We start from the raw sequence: 16,835 nt of genomic DNA on the forward strand, positions 1-16,835 counted from the left end.
CGGCGATGACACAGGAGCACCAGGAGTGGACCGGGCCGGTCGTGGTGGGCGTCGACGGGTCGGAACCGGCGCTACGCGCGGTGCGCTGGGCCGCCCGTGAAGCCGCGGGGCACGGTGTCGGGCTACGAGTCGTGCATGCCATCGGGGTGCCGGAGTTCTTTCCCGGTGGGGCGATCTCACCGTCCACGGAGCTGTTCCATCTGCTCGAACAGGACTCGGAGAACGTGCTCCGCGATGCCGAGAGCGCCGCGGCGGAGGCGGCGCCGGGCATCGAGGTCAGCGCGGAGTCCACGACCGACCCGCCGGTGATCGCGCTGATCGAGGCGTCGAGCTCCGCACGCAGCATCGTGCTCGGCGAGTCGGGCCGGGGTACGTTCACCGGAGTGCTGCTCGGCTCAACGACCATCACGCTGGCCGCGCACGCGCACTGCCCGGTGATCGCGGTGCGAGGCGACGTCGATCGCGCCGACGCACCCGTCGTCGTCGGCGTGGACGGCAGCGAACTCAGCGAGCACGCGCTGGGATGCGCGTTCGAGCAGGCGGCGTATCGCGGGGTGCGGCTGGTCGCGATGCACGCTTACACCGACAGCGACGCGAAGGCCGTGTTCAGTGAGACCAGGATGGCCCACGACTGGGAGCCACTGGACCAAGCCGAGGAGCGCGTGCTGGCGGAGCGGCTCGCCGGGTGGACCGAGCGTTATCCCGATGTGACCGTCGAGCGCGATCTGGTGCGGTCGAAACCGCGCGAGCGGCTGCTGGAGTGGAGCGAGTCCGCGTGCCTGGTCGTGGTCGGCAGCAGGGGCAGGGGCGGCTTCAGCGGGCTGCTGCTCGGTTCGACGAGCCAGGCTCTGCTGCACCACGCGCGTTGTCCGGTACTTGTGGTGCGGGCCCATCCTGAGCGGTGAGGAACTCATCGAGGTAGCGCCACGTTGTCTGGCGCGCCTCTGGACCGGTGAGGATGCCGAGGTGGCTGCCCCTCGTCGTCTCGAACCGCACTGACGTGCCGGTGAGCACCGCGACGCCGCCGCGCGCCGCCGCCTCAGTGGTGATGACGTCGGTGGTGCCCGCGACGAGCAGCACCGGAACCGACACGTTGGCGAGATCGATCCGGCGCCCGCCGAGCTTCAGCGTCCCGCGCGCGAGATCGTTGTGGATCATGAGCCTGCCGTTGACCTGGCCGTAGAACCGGCCAGGGTAGGCGGGCATCGCGGATATGAAACGGTCGACCGCCTGCATCTTGCCGAGCGCGTCGGTATCGAGCAGGTTGCGGGCGATGAACGCCGGCTTGGTGAGTGTGCGATCCAGCGCGGTGACGCTGAACGCGGTGCGTACCAGCGTGCCGGGGATGCCGCCCGCGAGCCGGTAGACGCTGGTGACGGGCTCGCCACCGGTGAGCCTGCCGATCCGTCGCCACGGTCGCAGCATCGGCAGCTTGCCGTAGTCGATTGGGCTGCCAACGGCCGTGATCGAGCGGATCGGTAGGTCATGGTGCGCTGCGGCGGCCAGCAGACTGAGCGTGCCGCCGATGGACCAGGCTACGACGTCGACACTCGCGCCGTCCTCGGCGTTGGAGGTGCGGCGGACGGCGTTGGGGATGATCTCGTCTATCCAGTCCTCCATAGCCATGTGCCGGTCGGCGAAGCCGATCTCGCCGTAGTCGACCAGGTAGGTGCGCCTGCCGGTGCCGACGAGGAACTCAGCGACGCTGTGGCCCTCGCGCAGGTCGAAGCAACTCGCGGGCGCGGCGAGCGGTGGCACGAGCAGCACCGGCGATGGCACGGCATCCGGTGCCGTGGACGAGGACGGCTCGGTGAATCGGCGCAGCACTTGGTGCGGTTCGTCGTGGACCACCATCGACGGCGTGGCGTGCGGTGGCTCCACACCATCGCCGAACGCCAATGCCCAGGCGTTGCGGGCCGCTGTGGCCATGGGTTTTGTCAGAAACTGCAGCACCGATCCTCCAAACCTACTCACGCGTAAACTAACGCGGGGCGGTCCGGTGTGGATACCGGTCTGTAGGCGCCATCACGTCGAATGTCCTTTGACGAGGACATGCGAAATTCGGATAATAGGTTCCCTGCTAATACATATGAATCACTCAGTGAAATAGGTGGTGGATGTGGGGGACGACGGTTTTGGCGATTTCTGCCGCCGGTACCGGGGCCGGATCTTTGGGTACGTGCGCGCCAAGGGACAGGGCGAGCTCAGCATCGAGGACATCGAGGACGCCACGCAGGTGACGTTGATGCGGCTCTGGGCGATGTGGTCTCGGATCGACCCCGACCAGCCGCTCGAGCCGCTGATCTTCACGATCGCACGACGGGTCGTGGCCGACGGGCAACGGCGACGTCGCGCCGAGCGGCGAATGTTGGCGCGCGCGGTCACGCCAGATGTCGCCGACGCCGCCGACGCGGTCATCACTCGAGATGATCACACCGATATCCATCGGGCACTCGCGGCGCTGTCGCCAAGTGATCGGGACATGTTGGTGATGCGGTATTGGCAGGAGATGAGTCCCAGCGCGATCGCGCAGCGGACCGGTGTCGCGCTGCCGGCGGTGCATCAGCGAACATCACGCGCTCGGCGGCGGTGTCAGGATCACCTCGCCGTGCTCCGGCGCGGCTTCGTCGCGGCGTGGGTCGGCGTCGTGGTGACCGTCAGGGCGGTTCGCAGGCAGCTCACCACGACATCGGCAGCCACCGTCGCCACGGTCGCGGCGGTGAGCACGGGCCTTGTCGGTGGGAGCGCGGTGAACAGCACCGAATCCCCACCACCGAGGGCGGCCGCTGAACAATCCATCGAGCAGCGGCCGAGCTCCACCAGCTCGCCGAACTCGACGGCACGATCGTCGCGGCCGGCGTCGTCGACCGCGCGCGAAACGGGCGAGCGGCGAGACTCCGGGTCGCCACCTCCGCGCCACGATGGCCCGGTGCCGGAGGTGCGGCACGAGTTGGCGGTTCATCCTGATCCCCGCGGCGGTCCGCAGAGCAGCCACCGGGTCACGATCGACACTCCCGTTGGGACGGTCGTGATCGACGGGCGCAGCGATGCCACCGGCCCCATGCTCCCGTGCCGTCTCGTGTCTTGCGAGCCGGATCAGGCCGCGACGCCGTCTCCACCCACGGGCACGTCGTCGACGCTCGGGTGAGGCCCAGCCATAAAATCTCGCCGCGGCTGTCAGTGGCGGCATTGTGCTCCGTACTCCTGGGCGGACCGGGGATGACGTAACCCCCGGGGAAGGAGATGGACATGAGGGAAAATCGTCGACGGATCGCTACGACGCTGGCGGTGCTGCCGCTTCTGATCGCCTCGGCGGTGGTGGGAGCGTCCGAACTGGGTCAGAAGTCGGCTGCCGCATCCCACGATCCTCGGTGCGATGACGACGTGGTGATGGTCGATCAAGAGTCCGAGACCACCCTGACTCCCGTGGGAACACGGATCGTGATTACGCGGGCGTCCTGTTCGACGGCGGACAGGAGCGAGACGGGATCGGAAGTCCGAGTAACGGCCAACCCGACCGGCGTCGAGGAGTATGTCGTCGCGGTGCTCAAATACGCTCACTTCGAGCGTTCCGGGCCGTCCGACAATATCCGCCGTCTCGAGCTGCACGCTCCGGCGCCACCGTCGGCCGCCATCTGCGTGGAGATCGACGGCGAGAAGACGTGCGTACCACCCCAATGATTCGACATCCAGCATGGTGGATTCGCCGCCCCCGACCGGCGCGTTGATTCTCGTAGTGGTCCGCGAGAAACGGCCCGCTGACGCCATTGTCAGCGGGCCGCGTTCGGGGGATGCGGTAGACCGGTGGCCGTGGTGCGGTCGCCGACCGGTGGCCGCGGGTTACGCGATCGGGCGATCGGTCGGGTTGATCGGGCGGGGCAGCACGTCCCTGCCGGTCAGGTAGGCATCCACCCCGGCCGCGGCGGCGCGGCCCTCGGCGATCGCCCACACGATCAGGGACTGACCCCGGCCGATGTCACCGGCGCTGAACACGCCGTCCACATTGGTCTGGTAGTCCTGGTCACGCGCCACGTTGCCGCGCTCGTCGTAGTCGACGCCCAGGTCTTCCAGCAGCGCGCCCTTCTCCGGGCCGACGAAGCCCATCGCCAGCGTCACCAGTTGTGCCGGGATCTCGCGTTCCGTGCCGGGAACCGGTTCGAAGCGGCCGTCGACGCGCTCGACGTCGACGAGCTTGATCGCCCGCAGCTTGCCGTCGTCGTCGGCGAGGAACTCCTGGGTGTTGACCGAGAAGACCCGCTCGCCACCTTCCTCGTGTGCCGAGGAGGTCCGGTAGATCATCGGATACGTCGGCCACGGGTTCGCCTCGCCGCGCGACTCCGGTGGCTTCGGCATGATCTCCAGCTGCGTCACCGATCGCGCGCCCTGCCGGTGGGCCGTGCCGAGACAGTCGGCGCCGGTGTCGCCGCCGCCGATGATGACGACGTCCTTGTCCTTGGCGCTGATCGGCGTGTCCGCCAGGTCACCGCTGGCGACCTTGTTCGCGGGCGGCAGGTACTCCATCGCCTGGTAGACGCCTTCCGCCTCGCGGCCTGGGATCGGCAGGTCCCGCCACTGCGTCGCGCCGCCGGACAGCACCACCGCGTCGTACTCCTCGCGCAGTCGCGCCGCCGTGACGTCGACGCCGACGTTGACCTCGGTGCGGAACTCGGTGCCCTCTGCCCGCATCTGGTCGAGCCGCCGGTCCAGCCGGAACTTCTCCATCTTGAACTCGGGAATGCCGTAGCGCAGCAGGCCACCGATCTTGTCGGCCCGCTCGAACACGACGACGTCGTGTCCCGCGCGGGTCAGCTGCTGCGCGGCGGCCAGCCCAGCGGGGCCGGAACCGACGACCGCGACCTTCTTGCCGGTCTTGGTCTCCGGCAACACCGGCTTGACCCAGCCCTCGTCCCAGGCGCGGTCGATGATCGAGATCTCGACGCGTTTGATCGTCACCGGGTCGTCGTTGATGCCGAGCACGCACGCCGACTCACACGGCGCGGGGCACAGCGTTCCGGTGAACTCCGGGAAGTTGTTGGTCGCGTGCAGCCGCTCGATGGCGTCGGCCCAGTCGTCCCGCCAGACTAGCGTGTTCCAGTCCGGGATCAGGTTGCCTAGCGGGCAGCCCTCGTGACAGAAGGGAATGCCGCAGTCCATGCAGCGGCCAGCCTGCTTGGGCAGCTTGCCCTGGGCGAACTCGGCCGGGTCCTCGTAGACCTCGCGCCAGTCCTTCAGTCGCAGCGGCACCGGCCGAGTCTTCGGCACCTCCCGCTCGGTGGTCATGAAACCCTTGGGGTCAGCCATGCGCCGCCTCCATGATCGCCTCGTTGATGTCGCGGCCATCGCGCTCGGCCTGAGCCTGCGCGGCGAGCACGCGCTTGAAGTCCTTCGGCATGACCTTGCCGAACCGCTCCACGGCGGTGTCGAAGTCGGTCAGCAGCCGGTGCGCGACGGTTGAGCCGGTTTCGGCGTAGTGCCGCTCGACGGCATCGCGCAGGAACTCGCGGTCGTCGTCGTCCAGCGGGTCGAGGTCGACCATCTCCGTGTTGACCCGGTGCCGCTTGGCCTCCAGGTCGAGGATGTAGGCGATGCCGCCCGACATGCCCGCCGCGAAGTTGCGGCCGATACCGCCGAGCACGACGACCTTGCCGCCGGTCATGTACTCGCAGCCGTGGTCACCGACGTCCTCGACGACGGCGGTCGCACCTGAGTTCCGGACGCAGAACCGCTCACCGACCTTGCCGCGCAGATACAGCTCGCCGCCGGTCGCACCGTAGGCGATGACGTTGCCGGCGATCAGGTTCTCCTCGGCGACGAACTGCGCGTCGTCGTGTGGCCGGATGATGACCCGGCCACCGGAGAGACCCTTGGCGACGTAGTCGTTGCCGTCGCCGATCAGCTGCAGCGTGATGCCCTTCGGCACGAACGCGCCGAACGACTGGCCCGCGGTTCCGGTGAACGTCACGTCGATGGTGTTGTCCGGCAGGCCCTCGCCGCCCCAGCGCTTGGTCAGCTCGTGGCCCAGCATGGTGCCGACGGTGCGGTTCACGTTGCGCACCGGCAGCTCCAGCTTGACCGGGGTGCCCTCGTTGAGCGCTCCCTCAGCGAGCTGGATCAGCGTGTTGTCCAGCGCCTTGTCGAGGCCGTGGTCCTGGCCCACGACCTGGTGGCGCGCCGCGCCTTCGGAGATCTCCGGCACGTGGAAGATCGGCGACAGGTCTAGTCCCTTGGCCTTCCAGTGGTCGACCGCCTTGCTGGTGTCGAGCATCTCGGCGTGGCCGATCGCCTCGTCCAGCGAGCGGAAGCCAAGCGCCGCGAGGTACTCCCGCACCTCTTGGGCGATGTATTCGAAGAAGTTCACCACGTAGTCGGCCTTGCCGGAGAACTTCTCCCGCAGCTTCGGGTTCTGCGTGGCGACACCGACCGGGCAGGTGTCCAAGTGGCAGACCCGCATCATGATGCAGCCCGAGACGACCAGCGGTGCGGTCGCGAAGCCGTACTCCTCGGCGCCGAGCAGCGCGGCGACGATCACGTCGCGGCCGGTCTTGAGCTGACCGTCGGTCTGCACCACGATCCGGTCCCGCAGCCGGTTGGACAGCAGCGTCTGCTGCGTCTCGGCCAGCCCCAGCTCCCACGGCGCACCCGCGTGCTTGATCGACGACAGCGGCGAGGCGCCGGTGCCACCGTCGTGACCCGAGATCAGCACGACGTCGGCATGCGCCTTGGACACACCAGCCGCGACCGTGCCGACACCGACCTCGGACACCAGCTTCACGTGGATGCGGGCGTTCGGGTTGGCGTTCTTCAGGTCGTGGATGAGCTGCGCCAGGTCCTCGATGGAGTAGATGTCGTGGTGCGGCGGCGGTGAGATCAGCCCGACGCCCGGCGTCGAGTGCCGCGTCGTCGCGATCCACGGGTACACCTTGGTGCCGGGCAGTTGGCCACCCTCGCCCGGCTTCGCGCCCTGGGCCATCTTGATCTGGATGTCATCGGCGTTGACCAGGTACTCGCTGGTCACGCCGAATCGGCCGGACGCGACCTGCTTGATCGCACTGCGCCGCTCCGGGTCATAGAGGCGGTCGACGTCCTCGCCGCCCTCACCGGTGTTCGACTTCGCGCCGAGCCGGTTCATCGCGATCGCGAGGGTCTCGTGCATCTCCTTGGAGATCGAGCCGTAGGAGATGGCGCCGGTGGAGAACCGCTTGACGATGGACTCGACCGGCTCGACCTCCTCGATCGGCACCGGCGGGCGCACGCCCTCCTTCAGCTCGAACAGGCCGCGCAGCGTCATCAGCTTCTCGGCCTGGTCGTCAACCGACTTGGTGTATTCCTTGAAGATGTCGTACTTGCCCGAGCGGGTGGAGTGCTGGAGCTTGAACACCGTCTGCGGGTTGAACAGGTGGTGCTCGCCCTCACGACGCCACTGGTAGTCACCGCCGAACTCCAGCTCGCGGTGGCTGGCGTGCACACCGTCGGCCGGGAACGCGACCCGGTGCCGCTGCGCGACCTCTTCGGCGAGGGTGTCGAAGCCGACGCCGCCCAGCCGCGATGTCGTGCCGGTGAAGCAGGACTCGATGACCTCCTCGCCGAGTCCGAACGCCTCGAAGATCTGCGCGCCGGTGTAGGAGGCGACGGTCGAGACGCCCATCTTCGACATCGTCTTGCGTACACCCTTGCCCAGCGCCTTGATGAGGTTCTGGGTGGCGTGCTTCGGGTCGGTGTCGCCCAGGATGCCGCGCTCGGCCATCTCCTCAACGGTGGCCATCGCCAGGTACGGGTTCACCGCGGCCGCGCCGAAACCGATCAGCAGCGCGATGTGGTGCACCTCGCGGGCGTCACCGGACTCAACGACGAGGCCCACCTGCGTGCGCAGCTTCTCCCGCACCAGGTGGTGGTGGACCGCGCCGGTCAGCAGCAGCGACGGGATCGGTGCGTTCTCGGCGTCGACGCCCCTGTCGGAGAGCACGATCACCCGCGCGCCGTCGTGGATGGCCTCGACGACCTCACTACGGATCTCGTCCAGCCTGCGCACCAGCGCCTCGCCGCCGCCGTGAACCGGATAGCGGCCGTCGATGGTGACCGACTGGAACTCCGGCAGGTCGCCGTCGTCGTTGATGTGGATGAGCTTGGCGAGCTCGTCGTTGTCCAGCACCGGGAACGGCAGCACGATCTTGCGGGCGTGCTCCGGCCCTGCCTCGAGCAGGTTCGGCTCGGTGCCGAGCTGCGCGCCGAGGGCGGTCACCATCTCCTCACGGATGGCGTCCAGCGGCGGGTTGGTGACCTGCGCGAACAGCTGGGTGAAGTAGTCGAACAACTGCCGCGAACGCGCCGAAAGCGGTGCGAGTGGCGAGTCGTTGCCCATCGAGCCGATCGGCTCGGCACCGGCCCGGGCCATCGGCGCGAGCAGCACCGACAGCTCCTCCTCGGTGTAGCCGAACGACTGCTGGCGGCGCACCAGCGAGGAATGCGTCGGCACCTCTCGCTCGCGGTCGGGCAGTTCCGCCAAGCGCAGCATGCCCTTCTCCACCCACGCGCCGTAGGGGTGCTCCGCGGCGAGCTGGCCCTTGATCTCGGCGTCGTCGATGATGCGGCCCTCGGCCGTGTCGACCAGGAACATCCTGCCCGGTTCGAGGCGACCCTTCTTCACGATCGACGACGGCTCGATGTCGAGCACGCCGACCTCGGACGCGGCGACGACCAGGCCGTCCTCGGTTACCCAGTAACGGGCGGGACGCAGGCCGTTGCGGTCAAGCACCGCACCGATCTGGGTGCCGTCGGTGAACGCGACCAGGGCGGGACCGTCCCACGGTTCCATCATCGTGGAGTGGTACTCGTAGAACGCCCTGCGCGCCGGGTCCATCTCGTCGTGGTTCTCCCACGCCTCGGGGATCATCATCAGCACGGCGTGCGGCAGCGGGCGGCCGCCGAGGTGGAGCAGCTCAAGCACCTCGTCGAACGACGCCGAGTCGCTGGCGCCCCTGGTGATGATCGGGTAGACCCGCTCCAGCTTGCCGGGGAACAGGTCACTGTCCAGCATCGACTCGCGCGCGTCCATCCAGTTGCGGTTGCCACGCAGCGTGTTGATCTCACCGTTGTGGGCGACATAGCGGTACGGGTGCGCCAGCGGCCACGACGGGAAGGTGTTCGTGGAGAATCGCGAGTGGACCAGGCCGATCGAGCTGGTCACGCGCTCGTCTCGCAGATCGAGGAAGAACTTCTCCACCTGCGGCTCGGTGAGCATGCCCTTGTAGATGATGGTGCGCGACGACAGGCTCGGGAAGTAGACGTTCCGGTCCTCGAGTGCGTGCTCGGCGCGCTTGCGCACGATGAACGCCAGCCGCTCCAGCGCCATCCCGGTGACGGTCTCGTCGCGCGGGGCGAGAAACAGCTGGGAGAAGTGCGGCATGGTCGTGGCCGCGGTCGGACCCACGTGCTCGGGGTCGACCGGCAGCTCGCGCCAGCCGAGCGGGCGCATGTCCTCCTCGGCCGCGATGCGCTCGATGGTCGACTTGGCCTTGTCCCGCGCATCGTCGTCGGCTGGCAGGAACGCGGTGCCCACCACGTAGCCGCCCGCCTCGGGCAGCTCGAAGTCGACGACATCGCGGTAGAACGCATCAGGCACCTGGATCAGCAGGCCAGCGCCGTCACCGGTCTCCGGTTCGGCGCCGCGCGCACCGCGGTGCTCGAGGTTTCGCAGGGCGACGAGAGCCTTACGCACGATGTCGTGATCGCGCCTTCCCGCGAGATCGGCGACGAAGGCGACACCACAGGCGTCGTGCTCGAAAGACTCGTCGTAGAGCCCCGCGCCGCTGCGGGTAAGGGGGTTGTGGTGGGTCACGGCTGGCCGTCCTCCCATGGGTGTCGGCGCTGCCGGTCGCGGCTGATCGCGCGCTGACTAGTCCGATCCAGCGGTACTGAGATCGGCAGCTAACGATGCCGCCCGGAGTCGCGATAGTGAGACTGAGCTGCCCGATAGGCAGGCGATCACACCGCACTGTGTGACCTGCTGACACACCTCGTCGTGTGTCCATGCGCGCTCGGCGTCGCCCCCGGATTGGCGGAGGCCGCAGGCGCGCAGTTCGCTGTCCCCGGGATTTCCGGGGTCAGATTACTTTAGTGTGAAATTCGGGTTATGTGGATACCTGCGGGCCGAGTCGTGGGAAATCCCACGTGCGGTTGACGCTCCTGCGGGGGCTCCGCCCCCGCGAACCCCGGGCCTGGGTCACCTGACCCGTGGACCCTCGCCTGGAGGCTCCGCGTCCGAACGACCCAGCTGGAGGTCGCTCAGATGCGGTGAAGCATCGTGCTTGTTTCCGCCGCGTTGCGGAAAGCCTGCCGATCCGTTCGGTTATGGGCACGTCGTCGTGCGGTGAGCGCCGTTGCTCGAACGTCCATGGTAACCGCTGTAGCGCTTGCGGAGTGCTTGCAGTTGCGCTTGACACGGCTAGGGCTGGTCGCTCATGCTACCTGGAGGTAACCGTTACCTCTAGTAACACAGGTGCAGCCCCGAGGGTGTGGAGGAAGCATGGCGCAGCCCGAGCGTGCCACAGTCATTATCGTCGGTACCGGGTTCTCCGGCCTGGGCATGGCCATCCAACTGCTCAAGGACGGCCGCGACGACTTCGTCATCCTGGAGAAGGCCGACGAGGTCGGCGGCACGTGGCGTGACAACACGTATCCCGGTTGTGCCTGCGACATCCAGTCGCACATGTACTCGTTCTCCTACGAGCAGAATCCGAATTGGTCGCGGGCGTTCTCCGGCCAGCCGGAGATCTTCGACTACCTGAAGGGCGTCGCCGACAAGTACGACCTCCGCTCCCACATCCGCTTCGGCGTCGAGATGGCCAGCGCCCGCTGGGACGAGGACGCCGCGACCTGGACGGTGACTAGCACGAAGGGCGACAGCTTCACCGGCCGTTTCCTGGTCTCCGGTGTCGGCGCGCTGCACATCCCCAACATTCCGAAGCTCGCCGGCGTCGAGAGCTTCCAGGGGCCGTCGTTCCACTCCGCCGAGTGGGACCACGACGTCGACCTACGGGGCAAGCGCGTCGCCGTCGTCGGCACGGGCGCGAGCGCGATCCAGTTCGTGCCCCAGATCGCGCCCGAGGTGGAGAAACTGACGCTGTTCCAGCGCACCGCGCCGTGGGTCATGCCGAAGCCGGACCACCAGGTGCCCGCGTTCGCGAAGGCGCTGTTCCGCGCGCTGCCGTTCACGCAGCGGCTGGTGCGTACGTTCCTGTACTGGTTCCTCGAGGCCCGCGCCATCGGGTTCAACGGCCACCCGGCGCTGATGCGCGCCGCTGAGCGGATCGCGAAGTGGCACATGCGGCGCGCGATCAAGGACCCGGAGCTGCGGCGGAAGCTGACGCCGGACTACACCATGGGCTGCAAGCGGGTGTTGCAGGCCAACGACTACTACCCGGCGCTGGCAAGGGAGAACGTCGACGTCGTCACCGAGGGCATCACCGAGGTGCGCGAGCACAGCGTGGTCGACGCCGCAGGGGAGGAGCACGAGGTCGACGTCATCATCTACGGCACGGGCTTCCACGTGACCGACGCGTTCGACTACATCGAGATCACCGGCGTCGGTGGCAGGGACCTGGCGAAGACCTGGCGCGACGAGGGTATGACCACCCACAAGGGCATCACCGTCGCCGGGTTCCCGAACCTGTTCTTCCTACTCGGCCCGAACACCGGACTCGGTCACATGTCCGTGGTGTTCATGATCGAGTCGCAGGCCCGCTATGTGCTCGACGCGATCCGGCTCGCCGAGCGCGCCGAGGCCGCCGCGTTGGAAGTGCGCCCCGAGGTGCAGGACGAGTTCCAGGACGACATCCAGCGCAAGCTCGCCGATGGCATCTGGACCACTGGCGGGTGCACGTCGTGGTACCTGGACTCCCAGGGCGTGAACCGGACGATCTGGCCGGGGTTCACCTGGAAGTACTGGCTGGGCACCCGCAAGGTCAAGCCGAACGACTTTCAGCTGGTGGGACGCTCGTCCGAGCGGGACTGACGGCGGCCGGCGGCCTTACCGCGCGCCGCGCGCTGCCGTGAGCAGCATCCGCACGCAGTGCTCCACGAGCCGGTCGCGGGGAACGTCGAGGGTGCCGTTCAGATACGCCATGAACAGGTTCGTCAGCGCACCGGTGACGCCGACCGCGATCAGCCGCCGTTCGGTGTGGTCGCTTGCCGGGAGCTGGTCGTGGATCAACGTCGTGAACGTCGGCAGCAGCTCCGCCCCGCGCCGGATCAGTGCGGGGTCGGTGAGCGGCGCGAGGAGTAGCACCGTGCCTTTGCGCGGATCGTCGATGATCAGCTCGACGAACGATGTCACCGCCGCGCGGACCAGCGCGGTCAGCTCATCCTGCGTGTCGCGTACGGCAGTGACCAGCGCGTCGTGGGCCTCCTGGGCGACCTGGTCGTAGACGGCGAGCAGCAGCGCGTCGCGGTCGGCGAAGCTCTCGTAGAAGTAGCGTTCGGTCAGCTTGGCCGTGCGGCACACCGCACGCACCGACACCGCCTGCGTGCCTGCCGTGCCGAGCAGTTCCAGCCCCGCCTCGATGAGCTGACGTCGTCGCGCCGCCTTGCGGTCGGCGAGCGTCGTTCCTGCCCAGGTGCGCTGCGCGGCTGTCACGGGGTGTCGCTCCTCACTTGACTACGGTCGTTGTCAATCCGAACGTGACAACGGGCGTAGTCAGATAGGGATCGCCGAAGACGAGCCCGGAAAGGGGCCGGAATGAGCCACGACGTCGCGCGACAGGATGACGGAACTCGCGATGCGGGAAGTCGGGACTCGCGGCCCCGTAACGCGGGACTCGCGACACCGGAGCGGGGGACTCGTGAGGTCGAGCCCACGCCGTTGGGGCCCGACTCGTTGACGTGGCGGTACTTCGGGGACTGGCGAGGCCTGTTGCTCGCGTTGTGGGCCGGGTCGATGCAGAACATGCACCCTGGCCTCGGTGCGGGCGTCGAGGAGCACTCCCACTTCTTCGAGGAGCGCTTCGCGCGCCTGTTCCGCTCGCTGTATCCGATTGGCGGCGTGGTCTACGACGGCCCGAAAGCGCACGAGACAGCGCTGCAAGTGCGCGGCTACCACGACACGATCAAGGGCGTCGATAAACACGGCAGGCGGTACCACGCGCTCGACCCGGACACCTACTACTGGGCGCACGCGACGTTCTTCCTGGTCACCCTGCACACCGCCGAGGTGTTCGCCGGTGGGCTGAGCGAGGCAGACAAGCGCAGGCTGTTCGACGAGCACGTCCAGTGGTACCGGCTTTACGGCATGAGCATGCGGCCGGTGCCGGAGACGTGGGAGGACTTTCTGGACTACTACGACCGCATGTGCACCGAGGTGCTGGAGGACAACAAGGCCACTCGCGACGTCCTCGACCTCTCCGACCTGCCAAAGCCGCCGTTCGCGGCGTGGGTACCCGACCCGCTGTGGCGGGTGCTGCGGATTCCGATCGCGCGCGGGTACGTGTGGCTGTCCGTCGGCTTCTACCATCCCGCGGTGCGGCGTCGGCTGGGCTATCGCTGGACCTCACGGGACGCCCGGCTGCACCGGTTCGCCGGGAAGGTGATCAACGTCATGTTCTCGTTGTTGCCGTTCGAGCGGCGGTTCCATCCTCGGGCGCGAGCAGGGTGGCAGCGCGCTCGCGGTGTTCGCGCGGCGGAAGCGCCGCTGGTGGAAACCCCGGCGCGGAACTTGCCGCCCCTTGCACGTCGCGACGATCCGAAGCACTATTCGCCGCGAGTCTGACGTCGCACGCGCTGCGTGAATTCGATCAAAGGAGATCGTGTGAAGCTCGGCTACCACATCGGGTACTGGTCGGCCGGTCCGCCGGAGGGCGCGCGGGAGACGATCCTGGAGGCCGAACGACTCGGGTTCGACTCGGTGTGGACCGCCGAGGCGTATGGCTCCGACGCCTTCACGCCGCTGGCCTGGTGGGGCGCGTCGACGTCGCGGATCAAGCTTGGCACGAACATCGTGCAGATGTCCGCGCGCACTCCGGTGGCCACCGCGATGAGCGCACTCACCCTCGATCACCTGTCCGGCGGGCGCTTCATCCTGGGGCTCGGCGCGTCTGGCCCGCAGGTCGTCGAGGGGTGGTACGGCCAGCCGTACCCGAGGCCGCTGGAGCGGACGCGCGAGTACATCGACATCGTGCGGCAGGTCCTGGCGCGCAAGGGGCCGGTGACCTACGACGGCAAGCACTACCAACTGCCCTACCAGGGCGGGGCGAACCTCGGGAAACCGCTCAAGTCGATCGTGCACCCGCTCCGGGAGGACATCCCGATCTACCTGGGCGCGGAGGGGCCGAAGAACATCTCGCTCGCCGCCGAGATCGCCGACGGCTGGTTCCCGATCTTCTTCTCGCCGAAGATGGAGTCGTTCTATCGGGAACGGCTGGCCGAAGGCTTCGCTCGGCCCGGTGCGCGGCGCGGCTGGGACGACTTCGAGGTGGCGGCGTCGGTGCCGCTGATCGTGCACGACGACGTCGAGGCCGCCGCCGACCAGATCCGGCCGTACCTGGCGCTGTATATGGGCGGCATGGGCGCCAAGCAGGCGAACTTCCACCACGAGGTGTTCGTACGCATGGGCTACGAGTCGGTCGCGAACACTGTCCAGGAGCTGTACCTGGACGGGCGGAAGGACGAGGCGACCGCGAAGATCCCGACCGAGCTGGTGGAGGACGTCGCGCTGATCGGCCCGGCGGCCAAGATCCGTGACGAGCTGGACCGCTGGCGGGAGACGTGCGCGACGACGTTGCTGCTGCAGGGCGACGCGTCCCGGCTGCGCGCCGCGGCGGAGGTCGTGCTGGGTTAGCCGGGCAGCCCGGCGGGGTTCCAGTCCAGCGTCGGCGGCAGCGCGCCCTCGAGGGTGAGTAGCCACCGCTTCACCTCGAGGCCGTTCCCCGCGCCGCCGCTGTAGCCGCCGAGACCGTCGTGGGCCAGCACGCGGTGGCACGGCACGACGATCGGGATCGGGTTGCTGCCCATGATCGAGCCGATCGCCCGCGCGGGTACGCCGGTGCCGGACAACGTCGCCAGCTCGCCGTACGTCACGGAACTGCCGTAGGGGACGCGGTCGTAGAGCGCCCGCAACACCCGGCGCTGCGTCGTGGTGACGCCGCCCCAGTCAAGCGGGACGTCGAACGCGCGGCGCTCGCCCGCGAAGTACTCCGCGAGCTGGGCCAGGGCGGCGTCGGCGCGTCCGGTGTCGTCGGGGACGACGTCGTGGTGCTCGGCGAGCTCGTCCGCCGAGCCCCAGCCGATCGCGCGGACGCCGACGTCGCTGACCGCGACCGCCACCCGGCCCACTGGTGTTGCCAGGTCGGCGGTCGCGAGCGTCGAGCCAGGGGAGCGGGTCATGCCCGCATTGTGCCCGCGGGCACCGACAGTTCGTGACGAGTTACCGGCCGAGCGTCTGGTAATACTTCACCAGCCTGCGTGGCACGAGCTTGCGCTCACCCGCGACCGTGATCGGCACCAGGTCGGGCGCGGTGGCCTTCCACCGCGAACGTCGGGAGCGGGTGTTGGCGCGGGACTTCTTGCGCTTGGGGACGGCCATCAGCGGTCACCCTCGTCGGCGCGGGTCGCGTCGGTGCGGTTGTCGGGGACCTGGGAGTCCTCGCACGGGTCGGTGTGCCACTCGCCGAACGGGTCCGGGTAGCGCAGCCACTCCTCTTCGCCCGCGGCGAGTTCGGCGTCGGTGAGTAGGGCCTCGGTCAGGGCGGCCTCGATCTCGGACGCGCTGATCCGGTGCGCGACGATCACCAGCTCCTGGGCGCGGTCGCCGAACATCGGATCCCAGCGCAACGACGCCAGGGCACGGCGTTCGTCGCTGACGTTCTGCCAGCCGGGGCCGTTCTCCGCCGCCAGCCATGGACCGGCGTGGCCGATGCCGAGACCGCCGCCGGCCGACTCGACCCAGAGCGCGACGTCGGGTTGGCTGGCGACCCAGGCCCTGCCCCGTGTCCGGACGACGCCGTCGAGCAAGACATCGATGGCCTCGTGCAGGCGTTCGGGATGAAATGGGCGGGTTGCGCCGAACAGCACGGTGCTGACGCCACATTCGTCGTGCAACGGGGGTTGGCCGCGCAGCAGCGCGCCGTGCATGTCGGTCAGCTCGCCGAGCCGGGCGCCGTCCGGCACGCGGGCCAGCGCGCCCGCGGCGTCCAGGTTGGACAGCGGCACCCTCGGCGTGCCAGGCGCGACGCGGTCCAGCACGGCGTTGGTGCGGGCCGCCGTCCAAGTGTCGGGTTCCCTGCCCGCCTCGATGAGCACGTCGGCGAACTCGACCTGCGAGATCGCGACCTGCGCGAGCGTGCGTTCGTCCTCGGGGCTCGCGATGAGGTCGTGGTCCGCGAGCAGGTCGTCGCCGGTTGCCGCGTCGAGCCAGCTGCCTCGGTCGATGACGGTGTAGACGCCGTCGAGGCGCACGAAGTCGTCCAGCGGCGCGTCGCCGACGAGCACCTCCTGCATGGCGTAGCAGACCGGCTCCGGCTCCATCGCCTCGTCGAGACGGACGGCGATCCGGCGCACCTCGGGGCGCTGGGACAGCTTGCGCAGCAGCGGCAGCATGTCGTGGCGCAGCGTGCAGGACACGCAGCCGTGGGCGAGTTCGAGCACGCTGAGCTGATTCGCCTGGCCCTGCCGCAACCTGCGCGTGACTACGCCCTCGGTGACTTGCCGGAGGTTGTACTCCACGACGGCCGTACCCGGCAGGGCGAGGAAACGTTCGGCGAACTCGGTGGCTGGCGTCAGGGCGAGACCGCTGATGAGCACCAGCGGGGTGCGGGAGTCGGTTGGCATGCCGTGTAGTGTAATTGAAA

The 16,835-nt window shown here is 68.5% G+C and carries 13 protein-coding genes; 6 read left to right on the forward strand and 7 right to left on the reverse strand.

Going from position 1 to position 16,835, the window contains the following annotated elements; translation table 11 throughout:
* Positions 1–5 precede the first annotated feature (5 nt).
* Positions 6–905 (forward strand): universal stress protein, encoded by a 900-nt coding sequence (locus ACFQGD_RS15780; RefSeq protein WP_345390427.1) that lies wholly within the window; start codon positions 6–8, stop codon positions 903–905.
* Here ACFQGD_RS15780 and ACFQGD_RS15785 read toward each other — a convergent pair.
* A complete protein-coding gene (locus tag ACFQGD_RS15785) occupies positions 814–1,929 on the reverse strand; it encodes an alpha/beta hydrolase (RefSeq protein ID WP_390221060.1) in 1,116 nt (371 codons plus the stop codon). The two genes, ACFQGD_RS15780 and ACFQGD_RS15785, sit on opposite strands and share 92 nt — an antisense overlap.
* Positions 1,930–2,119: 190 nt before the next feature.
* On the opposite strand from ACFQGD_RS15785, the gene ACFQGD_RS15790 reads away from it, so the two are divergent.
* Both ACFQGD_RS15790 and ACFQGD_RS15795 read left to right on the forward strand, forming a co-directional pair.
* Entirely contained in the window at positions 2,120–3,148 is a 1,029-nt protein-coding gene (locus ACFQGD_RS15790; RefSeq protein ID WP_345390433.1) for an RNA polymerase sigma factor, read from the forward strand.
* A 101-nt stretch (positions 3,149–3,249) separates the two neighbouring features.
* Positions 3,250–3,681, forward strand: coding sequence for a hypothetical protein (locus tag ACFQGD_RS15795; protein WP_345390436.1), 432 nt, complete (start codon positions 3,250–3,252; stop codon positions 3,679–3,681).
* Between the two features lie 159 nt (positions 3,682–3,840).
* On the opposite strand, the gene ACFQGD_RS15800 is transcribed toward ACFQGD_RS15795, so the two are convergent.
* Together ACFQGD_RS15800 and gltB are read right to left on the reverse strand one after the other, a co-directional pair.
* Positions 3,841–5,301 (reverse strand): glutamate synthase subunit beta, encoded by a 1,461-nt coding sequence (locus tag ACFQGD_RS15800; protein ID WP_345390439.1) that lies wholly within the window; start codon positions 5,299–5,301, stop codon positions 3,841–3,843.
* Positions 5,294–9,835: a glutamate synthase large subunit gene (gene gltB / locus ACFQGD_RS15805; protein ID WP_345390442.1), complete on the reverse strand. Its 4,542-nt coding sequence runs from the start codon at positions 9,833–9,835 to the stop codon at positions 5,294–5,296. The genes ACFQGD_RS15800 and gltB overlap by 8 nt, the downstream gene beginning before the upstream one ends.
* 687 nt (positions 9,836–10,522) lie before the next feature.
* Between gltB and ACFQGD_RS15810 the strand changes: the two genes are divergently transcribed.
* Complete coding sequence (locus tag ACFQGD_RS15810; protein WP_345390445.1) at positions 10,523–12,010, forward strand: flavin-containing monooxygenase; 1,488 nt, start codon at positions 10,523–10,525, stop codon at positions 12,008–12,010.
* A 15-nt stretch (positions 12,011–12,025) separates the two neighbouring features.
* Here ACFQGD_RS15810 and ACFQGD_RS15815 read toward each other — a convergent pair whose 3' ends face one another.
* Positions 12,026–12,631, reverse strand: a complete 606-nt coding sequence (locus ACFQGD_RS15815) for a TetR/AcrR family transcriptional regulator (RefSeq protein ID WP_345390448.1) — start codon at positions 12,629–12,631, stop codon at positions 12,026–12,028.
* A gap of 102 nt (positions 12,632–12,733) precedes the next feature.
* Between ACFQGD_RS15815 and ACFQGD_RS15820 the strand changes: the two genes are divergently transcribed.
* On the forward strand, positions 12,734–13,759 hold the full coding sequence (locus ACFQGD_RS15820) for an oxygenase MpaB family protein (RefSeq protein WP_345390451.1): 1,026 nt from the start codon (positions 12,734–12,736) through the stop codon (positions 13,757–13,759).
* 39 nt (positions 13,760–13,798) lie between these two features.
* Positions 13,799–14,827 carry an LLM class F420-dependent oxidoreductase gene (locus tag ACFQGD_RS15825; RefSeq protein ID WP_345390454.1) on the forward strand — a complete coding sequence of 343 codons (1,029 nt, stop codon included), beginning with the start codon at positions 13,799–13,801 and terminating at the stop codon, positions 14,825–14,827.
* Here ACFQGD_RS15825 and ACFQGD_RS15830 read toward each other — a convergent pair.
* Genes ACFQGD_RS15830 through mrf form a run of 3 tightly spaced genes read right to left on the reverse strand, consistent with a single transcriptional unit; the run spans position 14,824 to position 16,815 of the window.
* Complete coding sequence (locus ACFQGD_RS15830; RefSeq protein ID WP_345390457.1) at positions 14,824–15,372, reverse strand: methylated-DNA--[protein]-cysteine S-methyltransferase; 549 nt, start codon at positions 15,370–15,372, stop codon at positions 14,824–14,826. The two genes, ACFQGD_RS15825 and ACFQGD_RS15830, sit on opposite strands and share 4 nt — an antisense overlap.
* 40 nt (positions 15,373–15,412) lie before the next feature.
* On the reverse strand, positions 15,413–15,571 hold the full coding sequence (gene rpmF / locus ACFQGD_RS15835) for a 50S ribosomal protein L32 (protein ID WP_345390460.1): 159 nt from the start codon (positions 15,569–15,571) through the stop codon (positions 15,413–15,415).
* Positions 15,571–16,815, reverse strand: a complete 1,245-nt coding sequence (gene mrf / locus ACFQGD_RS15840; protein WP_345390463.1) for a ribosome hibernation factor-recruiting GTPase MRF — start codon at positions 16,813–16,815, stop codon at positions 15,571–15,573. The genes rpmF and mrf overlap by 1 nt, the downstream gene beginning before the upstream one ends.
* Positions 16,816–16,835: the final 20 nt, after the last annotated feature.

The organism is Haloechinothrix salitolerans (assembly GCF_042662605.1).
In the GTDB taxonomy this organism is placed as follows: Bacteria; Actinomycetota; Actinomycetes; order Mycobacteriales; family Pseudonocardiaceae; genus Haloechinothrix_A; species Haloechinothrix_A salitolerans.